Raw genomic sequence first — 15262 nt, forward strand, 5'->3', positions numbered from 1 at the left:
TATGAGCAGTAATGAAACTCCAACAGGCTTCAAGCCAAAAAAATCAGTTGCATTAAGTGGTCAAGTTGCAGGTAATACAGCACTTTGTACCGTAGGTCGTAGTGGTAATGACTTGCACTACCGTGGTTACGATATTCTTGACCTTGCAGTGGGTAGTGAATTTGAAGAAGTTGCACATTTGCTTGTACATGGCAAACTGCCAAACAAAGCTGAGTTGAAAGCGTATAAAGCAAAACTTAAAGCACTTCGTGGCTTACCAGCAGCATTAAAAACTGCACTTGAGCAGTTACCTCCATCTGCACACCCAATGGACGTCATGCGTACAGGTGTATCAGTTCTCGGTTGTTTAACACCTGAACATGAAGACCACAATGAAGCAGGCGCAAAAGACATCGCTGACAAATTAATGGCAAGCTTGGGTTCAATGTTGTTGTATTGGTATCACTTCAGCAATAACGGTCGTCGTATCGAAGTGGAAACCAATGATGACTCAATCGCTGCGCATTTCCTCCATTTACTTCATGGCGAAGCGCCATCTGAAGAATGGATTCAAGCGATGCATACCTCTTTGATTCTGTATGCAGAACATGAATTCAACGCTTCTACATTTACTTCACGTGTTGTTGCAGGTACAGGTTCAGACATGTACTCAGCAATTACAGGTGGTATTGGTGCGTTGCGTGGTCCAAAACATGGTGGTGCTAACGAAGTTGCATTCGTGATTCAACAACGTTATGACAACGCAGACGAAGCAGAAGCAGACATCCGTAGCCGTGTAGAGAAAAAAGAAGTTGTGATCGGTTTTGGTCATCCTGTCTATACCGTTTCTGATCCACGTAACGAAGTGATCAAGAAAGTGGCGCGTGAACTTGCTGAAGCACAAGAAAATACCAAGATGTATCTGATCGCTGAGCGTTTAGAAGCAGTGATGAAAGAAGTGAAGAACATGTTCCCGAACCTCGACTGGTTCAGTGCGGTGAGCTATCACTTAATGGGTGTTCCAACAGCTATGTTTACACCATTATTCGTGATTGCACGTACAGCAGGTTGGTCAGCGCACGTGATTGAACAACGTCAAGACGGCAAGATCATTCGTCCAAGCGCGAACTATACTGGCCCTGAAAACTTAGAATTCAAACCATTGGCGGAGCGTGGTTAATGTCAAATCAATACCGTAAACCGCTGGCAGGTACCCAGCTCGAATACTATGACGTGCGTCAAGCCGTTGAAGATATTCAGCCAGGCGCATACGAGACCTTGCCATACACCTCTAAAGTGTTGGCAGAGCAGCTTGTACGTAAAGCTGATGCAGAAAACTTAACTGATTATTTAAAGCAATTGATTGAACGTCGTCAGGATATGGATTTTCCTTGGTATCCTGCACGTGTGGTATGTCATGACATCTTAGGTCAAACAGCGCTCGTCGACCTAGCTGGTTTACGTGATGCGATTGCTGACAAAGGTGGCGATCCTTCTAAAGTGAACCCAGTAGTTCCGACACAGTTGATCGTGGATCACTCTTTGGCAGTGGAATATGGCGGCTTTGATCCTGACGCGTTTGAGAAAAACCGTGCAGTAGAAGATCGTCGTAACGAAGACCGCTTCCACTTTATCGAGTGGACGAAAACCGCATTTAAAAATGTCGACGTAATCCCTGCGGGTAACGGCATCATGCACCAGATCAACTTGGAGAAAATGTCTCCAGTGATTCAAAATCGTGATGGCTTAGCATTCCCAGACACATGCGTAGGTACAGATTCACATACACCACATACGGATGCACTTGGTGTGATCTCAGTGGGTGTGGGTGGTTTAGAAGCTGAAAATGTAATGTTGGGTCGTGCATCTTGGATGCGTCTTCCTGACATTATTGGGGTTGAGTTTGTTGGTCAGCGTCAAGCAGGCATTACTGCAACCGATATCGTTCTTGCATTGACTGAGTTCTTGCGTAAAGAGCGTGTGGTGGGTGGCTATCTCGAGTTCTTTGGTGAAGGTGCTGACAGCATGTCTGTGGGCGACCGTGCCACGATTTCGAACATGACACCTGAATATGGCGCAACTGCGGCAATGTTCTACATCGACCAAAACACCATTGATTATTTACGCCTGACAGGTCGTGAAGATGCACAAGTGGCATTGGTTGAACAATATGCAAAAGAAATCGGTCTTTGGGCATCGGATATGACCAAAGCGCAGTACCCACGCGTACTGCGTTTCGATCTTTCAACAGTCACTCGTAACATTGCAGGGCCATCAAACCCACATGCACGCGTATCGACGGCTGACTTGAAAGAGAAAGGTATTGCAGGTGTGGTTGAAAACCGTACGGATGGTTTAATGCCTGATGGCGCGATCATCATTGCCGCGATCACGTCTTGTACCAATACCTCAAACCCACGTAACACAGTGGCAGCAGGTCTATTAGCACGTAAGGCCAATGAACTTGGCTTAGTGCGTAAACCTTGGGTGAAATCATCATTTGCACCGGGTTCTAAAGCGGCTGCACTTTATCTTGAAGAAGCTGGCGTACTCAAAGACCTAGAGAAACTTGGTTTTGGTATCGTGGCGTATGCATGTACAACCTGTAACGGTATGTCAGGTGCACTTGATCCAGTGATTCAACAAGAAATCATTGACCGTGATTTGTATGCGACAGCGGTACTTTCGGGTAACCGTAATTTCGATGGTCGTATCCATCCTTATGCAAAACAAGCGTTCTTGGCATCGCCTCCGCTTGTCGTAGCGTATGCAATTGCAGGTACGATTCGTTTTGACATCGAAAAAGATGCACTGGGTACAGACAAAGACGGTAACCCGATTTACCTTAAAGACATCTGGCCATCTGATGCTGAAATTGACGCGTTGGTCAAAGAAGCGGTGAAGCCTGAACAATTCCGTAAAGTCTACATTCCAATGTTTGACCTCGGTGAATTTGAACAAGCGGAAAGCCCACTTTACGACTGGCGTCCGCAAAGTACTTACATCCGCCGTCCACCCTATTGGGAAGGGGCGTTGGCTGCACCACGTACTTTAGCCAATATGCGTCCGTTGGCAATCTTGGGTGACAACATTACCACCGATCACTTGTCACCATCGAATGCGATTCTGATGGATTCGGCTGCGGGTGAATACCTACACAAAATGGGCGTACCTGAAGAAGACTTCAACTCATACGCAACCCATCGTGGTGACCATTTGACGGCACAACGTGCAACCTTTGCTAACCCGAAACTGTTTAATGAAATGGTGGTTCGTTCAGACGGTACCATTAAGCAGGGTTCAAAAGCGCGTGTCGAGCCAGAAGGCGAAGTGATGCGGATGTGGGAAGCGATTGAAACCTATATGAACCGTAAGCAACCGTTGATCATTGTGGCGGGTGCGGATTATGGTCAGGGTTCAAGTCGTGACTGGGCGGCGAAAGGTGTTCGTCTTGCTGGTGTTGAAGCAATTGTGGCTGAAGGTTTTGAGCGTATTCACCGTACTAACCTAGTGGGTATGGGCGTGTTACCGCTTGAGTTTAAACCAGGTGTGAATCGTAAAACATTAGGTTTAGATGGTACTGAGCTTTATAGCGTGATTGGTAATATCTCACCGCGTTCGACTTTGACTTTAGTGATTGAGCGTTCAACTGCTGATGGTAAAGAAGAAATTCTTGAAGTGCCTGTGACTTGCCGTTTAGATACAGAAGAAGAAGTTTCTGTATATGAAGCGGGTGGGGTATTACAGCGTTTTGCACAAGACTTTTTAGAAGGTCAAGTGGCTTAAAATATTATTAAGTCTTGAAATTATAAAAAAAGACTCTATTTTCAATAGAGTCTTTTTAATTTGAATAAATATATATGAAAATAATTGGTTTTAGATCTGGAACTAAAAGTATTAGGTTTGCAATCTTGGAACAAAGTGCTCAAGAAATTAAGTGCATTAATTTAGATACAGAAAATGAAATAAAAATACCTGCAAATATTTCAAATGTAGCAGATCAGATTGAATGGATGAATGAGGAAATAGAGCGAATATTTCGGCAAAATCCAGATATTGTAAAGGCAATGATTAAATCACCTGAATTCACTAATTCAGATACTACAGCAAAACGCACAACTAATTATTTTGATTCTATTCTTCTTCTAAATGCTAAAAAGTTTAAAAAGCAAGTTAGTACAAAGCTTTATAAGCAAATTGGTGTTAAAAGAGTTGATGTTAAAACTAGAGCAGAATCATTATGTGGAGTTACATCAAAAAAATGGGATGAACAAATTGCTGATGCAATTTGTGTTGCCAATATTGGATTTCAATAGGAAAAGAATATGCTTGGGATGCTGGATGTTGGTGATAAACTTTATAAATATGAGCTAGTTGATAGAATTGGTGGTGGAAATTTTGGTCAAGTTTGGGTTGCTAAAGATCATACGTTAGATAAAAATGTTGCTGTTAAAATTCTTGATGATACAAACGAACCTGTTTTTAAACATTTACAAGAAGCAAAGTATGGTCATTGTGTGACACATCAAAATGTTGTGCATGTCCATTATGCAGATGTGATAGAGCATAATGGTTTGAATTTAGTCGTAATAGCCATGGATTTACATCCCGGCTCTGTAGAAGACGAACTAAATTCAGCACATTATGTTGAAATTAAACGAGCTACTAAAATTATAATCGATGTATTGAAAGGGTTGGAGTATCTTCATGAAAAAGATATTTTTCATAATGATATTAAACCTTCAAATATTATTATTTCTAACACTAAAAGTGCGCTACTAACTGACTATGGGATCTCGATACAAACAAAAAATTTACAGCCTATACAATCTCCTAACTCATATCGTCTTCACGCTGCTCCTGAAACATTAATTACACAAAATATTTCCGTTCAAACTGATATTTATCAGCTTGGTTTGACTTTTTATAGAATAATCAATGGTATAGGGAATATTAAAGATATTCGTGCTAAATTAGGTGAGGATGAGTTTAATCAATCAAAAATAACAGGAGATTTATTAACTCATAGTGAATTTTTACCATTTGTTCCTTCTAATTTGAAGAAAATTGTTTTGAAGGCTAGTCATGTTGATCCAAAACAAAGGTATCAAACAGCTTTGGAAATGCGAAAGGATTTAGAGAAAATCTCTTTGTTTGGTTTTTGGACTATTAATAGCACTGGGGAAGAAGTGGGTCACTTAAATAATAATATATATACTTATCAACAAATAAAGAAGAATGGATACTTCGAATTTGTACCTTTAAAGACATCAGCAAATGGCAGGACAACTAAAATGCAAAGTAGAATCGTAAAGTGTAGAGATTTAAATAAACTTGAAAAAACAAAGAGTAAATTTATGCAAGATGTTGTTTTAGGAAATATTTAATAAAACTCTTATTATTAAAAGTAATTGATGAGTTTACCTCAATGATGCACGTGACCGAATTTGATAAAGATGTTGTCGATCACTCTTAACCTTTCCGACACTACCATTTGTCAGAAAGGTCAATAAATAATCAAAACTATCACGCTATAGTATATATACCATTTCTAAAATCTATGGAGAACAAAGATGGTAACTGCTGGCGAAAAACCTGGAACTGGCTTCTATTTTTGTGTTCAATGCGGACACCGCACCTATTTAGAAATTGGTACTGATCGTTTACCTCCGTGTACCAAATGCCTTGGCAATCAATTCAACAGTAAGAATGCCTAAGCCGCAAACACCAAACAGTTACCCACTGTTTTGATGAAAGCCCTGTCACTCGATAGGGCTTTTTTGTTACTTTAAAATATGAAATAACAATAAAGACCGTAAACCTTTAAATAAGGAAAACCATATGGAAACAATATTAGGACTCTGTATCGGCGTAGGATTAAGTGCAGCCTGTGGTTTTCGTGTGTTTGTTCCATTATTGGCGATGAGTATTGCAACACTGATGGGATGGTATGAACCCGCACAAGGTTTTGAATGGTTAGCATTGCCTTCAGTCTGTATGGCTTTAGGTTTTGCGACGATCTGTGAAATTGCCGCTTACTATGTGCCATGGGTGGATAATCTCTTAGATACCATTGCCACACCTGCTGCTGTAGTGGCAGGTACACTCAGTACGATGGCAGTCAGTAGTGGAGAAATGTCCCAGTTTGCGACTTGGGCAGCGGCACTGATTGTCGGTGGTGGAACAGCAGGTGTGGTGCAAATGAGTACGGTCGCTGCACGAGGTGTTTCAACTGCAACCACTGGCGGATTAGGCAATTTTGTGGTGGCAACAGGTGAGTTGATTGGGTCAATTGTCTTATCAATCTTGGCATTTGTGATGCCTGTGGTGATTACGGTTTTGGTGATTATTCTTGTGATTGTAGTGATACGTTGGGTACGTGCTAAAAAGCAGGAACAAATGGGTCATTCAACATCATAAAATTGAAAGACAAGAAGATTACGGAAACTTAAACTGTATTTTCGAGTGAAAGTTTCCACGTTTTATCACCACTTCACACGTTTTAATAAAATGTCTTTATACATAATAAAATCGCAAGCAAGGCTAAAAAACGGCTGCTTAAAGGTCGCAGGTTTATTATGCTCATAAAAGAAATGACCGACCCACGCAAAGCCATATCCGACCACAGGTAAAGCCCAAAGTAATTTGGCATTTCCAGTCACAACAGATGCAGCAGCAATACCAATCACGCAGCTTGTTCCCACGAAATGCAGACGACGACAAGTCGCATTTTCATGTTGCGAAAGATAAAAAGGATAAAATTCAGCTAGGGTTTTATAACGAACATCACTGGCTTCCATCTGCTCAGTATTGTTTTTCATCAGTTCTTGAGTATTGTGAGACATACGACTGCTCCATTCGTTTAAGTCGTATTTATTTTGAACATTCCACCCAAAATGGTCTTGAACGAATATGCTATCTCAACAAAAGGAATCTGATTCAGCGAAGCAGAGCAAAAATTTGGTCTATGCTTGGGATGGTGTGATTATTTATGTGACTCAAGAACATTTGAATAAAGCACATGCGCATTTCCCTGCATTGCTACAAATTAGCTGTGGTTCACCATTTGCAATCACAGTGGATGAGCAGCCCCGCAGTTATCATGAGGTTGTGGTGATGGCATCTAATCTGCCGCACAGCACCGATTCAGAAAATCAGCCTTATATTGCGATTTTGATTGATCCTGATCATGCACTGTATGCTTATCTACATCCATTATTGAATGGGAATGCATTTTGCTCCTTAGCAGCATCCGCACTTGGGTTATTTCAACAACGCTTTCAGCAACTCATGCTAGGGCAGCTCAGCCTAGAGCAAGTAAAACAATTGGTCTCAGATATTTTAGTTGTTTTAAATCCCAAGCCTCTTGCTTGTTTACCGTGGGATCAACGCATCTTGCACGCTTGTGACTACATCAAGCAGTGTGTGCCGCAACATATCCCAACCATTGCAGAAGTTGCAGCGCAGGTCGGATTGTCTGAGTCACGATTGATGCATTTATTTAGTGAGCAATTGGGCTTGTCGATGCGGCAATATATTTTGTGGCTCCGCATACGCTATGCAATCAAGTTGTGGATGCAAGGTAAAAGTTTGATTGAGATTGCAATGGAGTCAGGCTTTTCGGATCAGGCGCATTTCACTCGAACTTTGCGCCGTATGGTTGATTTTGCACCGTCTATGCTGAAAGCCAATACCATTTTTATCAGCGATTTTTCTACTTCAAAATAAATTTAATAGCTTATAAATACGCGGGTTATTCCAACTAAGACTCGAAAAATAATGAGGAAACGAGTAAATTACATTCACATTTTGATCGTGCGTTAGCGTTTATGGCTTTTACTTGGATTCTATTCACTATCATGGCTGCATTTATGCAGGCTTGGCGTAACGCATTTCAAAAACAACTCAGCACTTCAGTGGATGCTTATGGCACAACGCTGGCGCGCTTTCTATTTTCACCGCTTTTTGCCTTTAGTTATCTGGCTTTCCTGTATATGCAAAAACCTGTCACGGCAGCGGTTCATTTCTCAGATAAGTTTTGGTTTTACATTGTCATTGCTGGTGTGAGTCAGATCTTTGCGACTGCTTTGATGGTGATGTTATTTCAACAAAAAAACTATGCTATTGGTGTTGGACTTGCCAAAAGTGAAGCAATTTTAGCGGCAATCGTCGGGGTAATCTTTTTACATGAACATCTCACGACATGGGGCTGGGTGGGGGTTCTGATCGGTGCGGTTGCAGTCTTTCTATTAAGTAAAGGTCGTCAACATACTGAACTTTCAGTGAAAACCTTAATGATCGGTTTGGGTAGTGGTCTATGTTTTGCGATCACTTCATTATTGGTACGTGAAGCCAGTTTAGAGCTGACTATGTTGCCATTTCTGCATCGTGCAGCGTGGGTATTATGCTGTTTGATCAGTTTTCAATGCATCATCATGTTGCTGTATTTGGGAATTTTCAGCCGTGAAACGCTTTATCGAATGTGGCAACGCCTCGGCTTGGTCTTTAAAGTCAGCGTATGTAGCTTTCTCGCGTCGGTGGGGTGGTTCAGTGCGATGAGTATGCAGACGGTTGCGATTGTGAAAACGCTTGGTCAGGTCGAAATTTTATTTAGCCTGTTAATTTCTGCCTTTTTCTTTAAAGAAAAATTGGCGAAAACAGATCATTTGGGTTTGTGGTTGGTGATTGTGGCTGCGATTATGGTGATTTGGGCATAGTTGAGTGATGCATCAACAAGAGTTGAAAATATTGATTGGACAGGAAAGATTGCTTTAGCGTATTCAGGGCAATATGAATTTGAGCATGATTTTTCAGTTTATCTCGAAAATGTGGCGTTTCCTCAGCTGATTTATGATTAAAATTTCGATTAAATATGCTTTGATTAGAATTTTTATATGATTAATTTGTGAAGTATGGGAAAAAATTCGGATTATAAATATAGATATGCAAAATTATTTTATTATTGGCTAAAAATACCATTTTTTAGGAAAACAATCCCATCAGCTTCCCCCTAAACTATATCGCAAGGGTGTGAAAGGGATCGAAAAGAGTAGCATGCACCGACGCTTACAAAGCAAGTGTGTACTTACCCAAAAGGTCTCGATTCGGCTTAGGACGCTATAGATCAAAAGTTTATAGGCAAAGGTTATGGCTTACAAAGTCATAGGTGTTGAAGTAAACAACCTCTGTTTTCCCTTGATACCCTAAAAAATTTAATCTCAACAGAATATGACCAATCAGATATAAATAATAAAAACTAGATCAAGAAAACTAAAATCGAATGTGAAATAAATCGTTAAATCTTCTAATTTTGAATATAAGTCGCTGTTTTTATATTAAAAAACAAAATGATATAATTTGCCTAAAGTTAAAATCAAAAGATGATCATACTGGAATAGGTCAGAAAAATAATGAATGAATTCGATCTAAAAATACGTTATCCGCACCAAACAGGCCGCAATGATGCTGATCATTTGGGCGCATTTGATATTGAAACGATTTTGAAAAAATTTGATGAGGTTGCTTGGCGACAGCAGTTGGTACGTCAGTTGCAATTAGACGGGGCAAGTACCAGTTTTATCGTTACAGATGAACGTTCAGGACAAACCATTCGAATCATCTTGGATGCTTTTGCCAAAACACAGCATTTAGAATTTAAACTAGAAAGTAATATTCCTGTTTTAATTGCAAAAAAGGATGTTTTTGGGTTGCTGACACGGAAAACAAAAGACAGTATTTCGTTTAAACATTTAACGCAAAGTCGTGCCAAAGAATATCTGCTTGCATTTATGAATGGTGAAATAGCGGAACTAGAAACGCTATATCGTGAAAATTTAAGCAAGCCAATGAAGTCGGCTTCTTAATGAATCAATAACAAATCATGAAACCAGATGAATAAATGAGATCAAAGATTCTTTATTCATCACACCTGCTAAAAATAAAAAATCATTGTAGCCGAATGGTTTGGTTGTTCTATCGAGCGGGATGGTTAAATTCCCAAGATAAGCCGCTATAATCATTTGGCTTTTTTGAATCTGTTTTATATCCCATGCCATTAAATGACAATTTTATCTATATGCCACCGCAAGAACCTTTAGAGATCTTGTATGAAGATGATGATTTAGTGGTGGTCAATAAGCCCGCAGGTTTATTGTCGGTGATGGGGCGATTGCCAGAGCATCAGGACAGTGCTTATTTACGCGTTTTGGAAAAATATCCAGCTGCCAAAGTGACGCACCGTTTAGATATGGCGACCTCTGGTTTGTTGATGTTCGCCAAGCATCGAGAAGCCGAAGTCGCGGTCAGTAAAATGTTCCAAGCGCGGACAGTCAAAAAATACTATGTTGCACTGGTTCAAGGACAAATTCAGGCAGAAGGGAGTGTAGAAGTCCCATTGATCACGGATTGGGAAAATCGTCCACGTCAGATGGTGCATTTTGAGTTAGGGAAATCTGCCAAAACCTTATTTCAGTTGATGGATTATGATGCTGCAACGGATCAAAGTCGCGTGCGTTTAGAGCCTGTGACAGGTCGCTCGCATCAGCTCCGCGTGCATATGATGCATATAGGTCATTCGATTATGGGCGATAAACTTTATCATCCTGAACCTACCAAATTTCATTTAAAACGGATGGCATTACATGCAGCCTATCTCGCATTTCAACATCCCTTGAACATGCAGGCGATAGAAATCCGCTCTGATGTGCCATTTTAGTATTGAGAAGAAATGGAAAATACTATGCAGGCAATTCAGCAAACGCATTGGACAGATTTAACTGCTGAACAACAAGCGCAATTGAAAGCACTTTTATTAGAAGCTGATCCCAGTTGGGAGCACATCTCAACATATCTTTTTGATGCGAAGATTTTTGTCGTGTGTAATGCCGAAAATGAATGTATCGCGCAGCTATGTTTGCTCGAAAATCATGATCAAGCTGAGATTAAAAACTTAACAGTAGCGGATGCTTTTCAGGGGCAAAGAATTGCTAAGGCGCTCATTCAACATGCGATTGTATATGCCAAGCAACGATCAACAGTATCTATTATCGTTAAAACAGGCAATTCTAGCTTAGATCAGTTGGCACTCTATCAAAAATGTGGTTTCCGAATGTCGCACATTGAGGTCGATGTTTTTAAAGATTATCCAGAAGCAATCTATGAACATGGTATTCGTTGTCTAGATCAAGTGGTACTGATGATCCAACTCAGTCAAGCTGAGTGATTCTATAAGGCAATTTTGATTATTTTTTAACTACAATAATGATATCGATAGGTCTAAAAACTGACATAAAAATAGGTTAATCTATAGCCAAACAATCAAATCCAAAACATAACAAAGGATACTCATATGACACGCGACTACGATCAATTCCCTGATAACGATAATGGCAATGTACTCTGGCAAATGGTTGAAGATGGCAATGACCTGAGCGAACCGCATGAAGTTGAGTTTTCGGTTGTCTTTGCAAAACAAGAACAAGTGGAAAAGTGTGCATTGCACTTATTACACCAAGAGCAAAAAATCTCCTTGTATCAAGAGGAGCTTCATTCCGATGGTTCTGATTTATGGGTGCTGAATATCCATGTCAACATGATCCTAGAATATGAAGATATTGAAGATCTAGAAGAATGGATGACCCGTATCGCTCAAGAGTTTGGTGGTGAATACGATGGCTGGGGTTGTATGAGCTATATCTATGATGAAGAAGATGAATAGCAGCAGCCTGAATGATTAAAAATATCAGTTCGCTCGTCATCATTTGGAGATTCTTGATTTAAGGATCTCCTCTAAGCTTTTATTTCAATAACAGGATCATTCGTCCTCAAGCGCTTTAAATCATTTATACACCCATATCGAGATATAAGCTTTCTTTCACTTCTTCCATCACCACATAACTATGTGATGAGGCTGAAGCAGGTAGTTTCTTTAATAAATCACCTAACAGTCGGCGATAGGCGCTCATTTCTTTGAGTCTTGCTTTGACAAGATAGTCAAACTCACCCGAAATCAAATGGCATTCCAATACTTCTGGAATATCGACTAAATCTCGAGCCACTTGATCAAATACATCACCAGATTTTGCGGAAAGTTTGATCTCAAGAAACACTAGTAGATTACGATCGACCAGCTCTGGGTTCAGACGAGCGTAATAGCCCATGATGATACCTTCGCGTTCTAAGCGTTTAACACGTTCTGAACAAGGTGTGGTCGATAAGTTGACACGAGAAGCCAGTTCACTAATCGCGATCCGTCCTTCGCGTTGCAGAATATCTAAAATCAGGCGATCAATACGGTCTAATTTACGCATAGATTATTCCCTTTTATTTTAATTTTTGCATGACAAAAAATATGAATTACCTAGATTATAAGCATAAAAACAGTCAAATAAACTATTGATCCAAAAATATACTAGTTAAATAAACTAGTGTGTGCGTGAGGGATCTGTTATGCGCGTAATCGTTTTAGGAAGTGGTGTCATTGGTGTAGCAAGTGCTTACTACCTAGCGCAACAAGGTGCTCAAGTGACTGTACTTGACCGTCAATCTGGCCCTGCCAAAGAAACTAGCTTTGGTAATGCAGGACAAATCTCCCCAGGATATTCAACGCCGTGGGCTGCTCCTGGTATTCCATTTAAAGCAGTTAAATGGATGTTCCAACATCACGCACCGTTGGCAATTAATATTGATGGCAGTATGTGGCAGCTTCAGTGGATGGCACAGATGCTGAAAAACTGTAACCCACAAAGTTATGCGGTGAATAAAGAGCGCATGATGCGTGTGGCGGAATACAGTCGTGATTGTTTACGTGATTTAAGAGAACAAACAGGTATTAACTACGAAAATCGCGCTAAAGGAACACTACAGATTTTCCGTAATGAAGCCCAACTTGAAGCTGTACAGCGCGACATTCAAGTACTCAAAGAGTGTGGCGTTGATTTTGATTTATTAAATGCACAACAACTCGGGTCAGTTGAGCCTGCATTGGCACATAACGATCATTTGGTGGGTGGCTTACACTTACCCAATGACGAAACAGGCGACTGCTTTCTGTTTACCAATGCGTTGGCAAAACTAGCGCAAGACCTAGGTGTTGAGTTCAAGTTTGATCAAAACGTTGAAAAACTGATCGTTGAAGGTGATGAGATCAAAGGCGTTATGGTCGATGGAGCCGTTTTAACCGCTGATCGTTTTGTTTTGGCATTTGGTAGTTACTCGCGTGATTTCTTAAAACCGTTAGAGTTAAATCTGCCAGTTTATCCAGTGAAAGGTTATTCACTCACGATTCCAATTGTTGAGCCGAAATTTGCACCACAATCTACGGTACTCGATGAAACTTATAAGGTTGCGATTACTCGTTTTGATCAGCGGATCCGTGTGGGTGGTATGGCTGAATTAAGTGGTTTTAATTTAGGTCTCAATCAAGATCGCCGTGCAACATTGGAAATGGTGACGCAAGATTTATTCCCAGGCGGTGACTTGAAACAAGCATCTTTCTGGACAGGTCTTCGTCCAATGACCCCTGACAGCACACCAATCATCGGAGCAACACAGTATAAGAATCTATTCCTCAACACAGGACATGGAACTTTGGGTTGGACGATGGCATGCGGATCTGGAAAACTGATCAGTGACCTTGTGTTAAATCATCGTACCGACATCAGTACAGATGGTTTATCGATTCAGCGTTATTCACACGCGGCATAGTAACGAAGTACAAGGAAGTTCATTATGCCTCGTCCAATTACTGCTGTGATTCATCAGCAAGCATTAACACAGAATCTTGCCGTTGTTCGACAGTCCGTGCCGAACAGTAAGGTTTTTGCTGTGGTCAAAGCCAATGCCTATGGGCATGGAATTGAGCGTGTTTATTCGTCATTTAAAAGTGCAGATGGTTTTGCCTTACTCGATATTGAAGAGGGCAAACGCTTACGCGCTTTAGGATGGACAGGTCCAATTTTACTGCTTGAGGGTATTTTTTCTCCTCAAGACTTGTTTGATTGTGCTCAATATCAGCTTAGTTTCACCATTCACAATGAGCAACAAATCGAATGGTTGCAGCAGCACATTTATCCTGCCCAGTTTGATATTTTTCTCAAAATGAACAGTGGAATGAACCGTTTAGGCTTTAAACCACAGCAGTATCGTAAAGTTTGGCAACACCTAAATAGCCTCCCAAATGTGGGCAAAATCACCCATATGATGCATTTCTCTGATGCAGACGGTGAGCGGTTTGGGCATGTCGGCATAGATTATCAAATCAAAGAATTTGAAGCTGCAATTCAATATCTTCCGGGTGAAAGATCCGTCAGTAATAGTGCTGCGATCCTACGATACCAAGATCAACTTCAGTCCAATTATGTACGTGCAGGCATCATGCTGTACGGCAGCTCTCCTGACTTTCCCAAACATAGCATCCAAGATTGGGGACTTGCGCCGACTATGAGCTTACGTAGTGAGTTAATTGCGGTGCAGCATCTCAATCCGAAAGAAAGCGTGGGTTATGGCTCAAGCTTCGTCGCTGAACGAGCAATGAAGATTGGCATCGTGGCATGTGGTTATGCCGATGGTTATCAGCGTATTTCACCGACTGGAACACCTGTGTTGGTCAATGGGATTCGGACGCGAACCATTGGTCGTGTCAGCATGGATATGTTGGCAGTTGATTTGACGCCAGTTGAGGATGCTGAAGTCGGCAGTGAAGTGGTGCTTTGGGGTAAATCCCACACAGGAACAATTTTATCCATTGATGATGTAGCAGCGGCTTCGGGCACAGTCGGTTATGAACTGATGTGTGGAGTTACTGCGCGCGTTTCATTTATAAATCAGCAATAAGGAAAGAACAGTGTCTCATTCAGATATCCAAAAGATAAATACCAATGAAGTGATGAGTGCCGTAACGGTATTTAACAAGGTGGTGTATTTATCTGGACAAGTACCCAAAAATGCAGATCTTGATATCGAAGGTCAAACGCGCGAAGTGCTTGCGACCATTGATACGTTATTGGCATCGGCAAATACAGATAAATCTCGTTTATTGTCAGCACAACTCTTTATCAAAGATTTATCGGATTTCCAAACGGTGAATACGATATGGGTTGATTGGTTAAAAGGTTGTGTCGCTCCCTCGCGCGCGACCATTCAAGCGGATTTAGTCAATCCGAAATGGTTAATTGAAATTGCAGTTGTTGCAGCACAAAAATAAGGCAGTCAGCCTTATTTTTGCTTAAAGAATATTAAAAAAGAAGAAAAATAACGTATTTGCTATAGCTAAAACTAAGTCAGA

General features: G+C 40.8%; 17 protein-coding genes. 15 read left to right on the forward strand and 2 right to left on the reverse strand.

The annotated features are described in order from the left end of the window. Position 1 precedes the first annotated feature (1 nt). From prpC to IO68_RS19270, 6 genes are all read left to right on the forward strand, one after another. On the forward strand, positions 2-1159 hold the full coding sequence (gene prpC / locus IO68_RS19250) for a 2-methylcitrate synthase (RefSeq protein ID WP_007478247.1): 1158 nt from the start codon (positions 2-4) through the stop codon (positions 1157-1159). Then, positions 1159-3765 (forward strand): Fe/S-dependent 2-methylisocitrate dehydratase AcnD, encoded by a 2607-nt coding sequence (gene acnD, locus IO68_RS19255; RefSeq protein WP_023012601.1) that lies wholly within the window; start codon positions 1159-1161, stop codon positions 3763-3765. Before prpC ends, acnD begins: the two co-directional genes overlap by 1 nt. Positions 3766-3839: 74 nt before the next feature. Continuing rightward, complete coding sequence (locus tag IO68_RS19260) at positions 3840-4295, forward strand: hypothetical protein (RefSeq protein WP_023012602.1); 456 nt, start codon at positions 3840-3842, stop codon at positions 4293-4295. Positions 4296-4304: 9 nt separating this feature from the next. After that, positions 4305-5366, forward strand: coding sequence for a serine/threonine-protein kinase (locus tag IO68_RS19265; protein WP_023012603.1), 1062 nt, complete (start codon positions 4305-4307; stop codon positions 5364-5366). 186 nt (positions 5367-5552) lie between these two features. Then, positions 5553-5696 carry a zinc ribbon-containing protein gene (locus tag IO68_RS33520; RefSeq protein ID WP_004637424.1) on the forward strand — a complete coding sequence of 48 codons (144 nt, stop codon included), beginning with the start codon at positions 5553-5555 and terminating at the stop codon, positions 5694-5696. Positions 5697-5820: 124 nt separating this feature from the next. After that, positions 5821-6399, forward strand: a complete 579-nt coding sequence (locus tag IO68_RS19270; protein ID WP_023012604.1) for a DUF4126 domain-containing protein — start codon at positions 5821-5823, stop codon at positions 6397-6399. Between the two features lie 65 nt (positions 6400-6464). On the opposite strand, the gene IO68_RS19275 is transcribed toward IO68_RS19270, so the two are convergent. Further along, the gene (locus IO68_RS19275; protein WP_007478285.1) at positions 6465-6824 is read right to left on the reverse strand and encodes a DUF962 domain-containing protein; all 360 of its coding nucleotides are present in this window, start codon (positions 6822-6824) and stop codon (positions 6465-6467) included. A gap of 67 nt (positions 6825-6891) precedes the next feature. Here IO68_RS19275 and IO68_RS19280 point away from each other — a divergent pair, with 67 nt between their 5' ends. From IO68_RS19280 to IO68_RS19305, 6 genes are all read left to right on the forward strand, one after another. Beyond that, entirely contained in the window at positions 6892-7707 is an 816-nt protein-coding gene (locus IO68_RS19280) for a helix-turn-helix domain-containing protein (protein ID WP_023012605.1), read from the forward strand. A gap of 101 nt (positions 7708-7808) precedes the next feature. Then, positions 7809-8696 (forward strand): DMT family transporter, encoded by an 888-nt coding sequence (locus IO68_RS19285; RefSeq protein WP_031234666.1) that lies wholly within the window; start codon positions 7809-7811, stop codon positions 8694-8696. A gap of 693 nt (positions 8697-9389) precedes the next feature. Then, complete coding sequence (locus IO68_RS19290; RefSeq protein ID WP_023012608.1) at positions 9390-9842, forward strand: hypothetical protein; 453 nt, start codon at positions 9390-9392, stop codon at positions 9840-9842. A gap of 185 nt (positions 9843-10027) precedes the next feature. Beyond that, on the forward strand, positions 10028-10693 hold the full coding sequence (locus tag IO68_RS19295) for a pseudouridine synthase (RefSeq protein WP_023012610.1): 666 nt from the start codon (positions 10028-10030) through the stop codon (positions 10691-10693). Between the two features lie 24 nt (positions 10694-10717). Continuing rightward, entirely contained in the window at positions 10718-11200 is a 483-nt protein-coding gene (locus tag IO68_RS19300) for a GNAT family N-acetyltransferase (protein WP_023012611.1), read from the forward strand. Positions 11201-11326: 126 nt separating this feature from the next. Continuing rightward, a complete protein-coding gene (locus IO68_RS19305; RefSeq protein WP_007478295.1) occupies positions 11327-11695 on the forward strand; it encodes a ribonuclease E inhibitor RraB in 369 nt (122 codons plus the stop codon). A gap of 124 nt (positions 11696-11819) precedes the next feature. Here the strand turns inward: IO68_RS19305 and IO68_RS19310 are convergent, their stop codons facing one another. Beyond that, complete coding sequence (locus IO68_RS19310; protein WP_007478297.1) at positions 11820-12287, reverse strand: Lrp/AsnC ligand binding domain-containing protein; 468 nt, start codon at positions 12285-12287, stop codon at positions 11820-11822. A gap of 139 nt (positions 12288-12426) precedes the next feature. Between IO68_RS19310 and IO68_RS19315 the strand changes: the two genes are divergently transcribed. Genes IO68_RS19315 through IO68_RS19325 form a run of 3 tightly spaced genes read left to right on the forward strand, consistent with a single transcriptional unit; the run spans position 12427 to position 15181 of the window. Next, complete coding sequence (locus IO68_RS19315; RefSeq protein WP_004882071.1) at positions 12427-13683, forward strand: D-amino acid dehydrogenase; 1257 nt, start codon at positions 12427-12429, stop codon at positions 13681-13683. A gap of 24 nt (positions 13684-13707) precedes the next feature. Beyond that, on the forward strand, positions 13708-14811 hold the full coding sequence (gene alr / locus IO68_RS19320) for an alanine racemase (RefSeq protein ID WP_023012612.1): 1104 nt from the start codon (positions 13708-13710) through the stop codon (positions 14809-14811). Between the two features lie 10 nt (positions 14812-14821). Beyond that, positions 14822-15181 (forward strand): RidA family protein, encoded by a 360-nt coding sequence (locus tag IO68_RS19325; protein WP_007478302.1) that lies wholly within the window; start codon positions 14822-14824, stop codon positions 15179-15181. Positions 15182-15262: the final 81 nt, after the last annotated feature.

The organism is Acinetobacter sp. COS3 (assembly GCF_000475335.1).
In the GTDB taxonomy this organism is placed as follows: domain Bacteria; phylum Pseudomonadota; class Gammaproteobacteria; order Pseudomonadales; family Moraxellaceae; genus Acinetobacter; species Acinetobacter venetianus.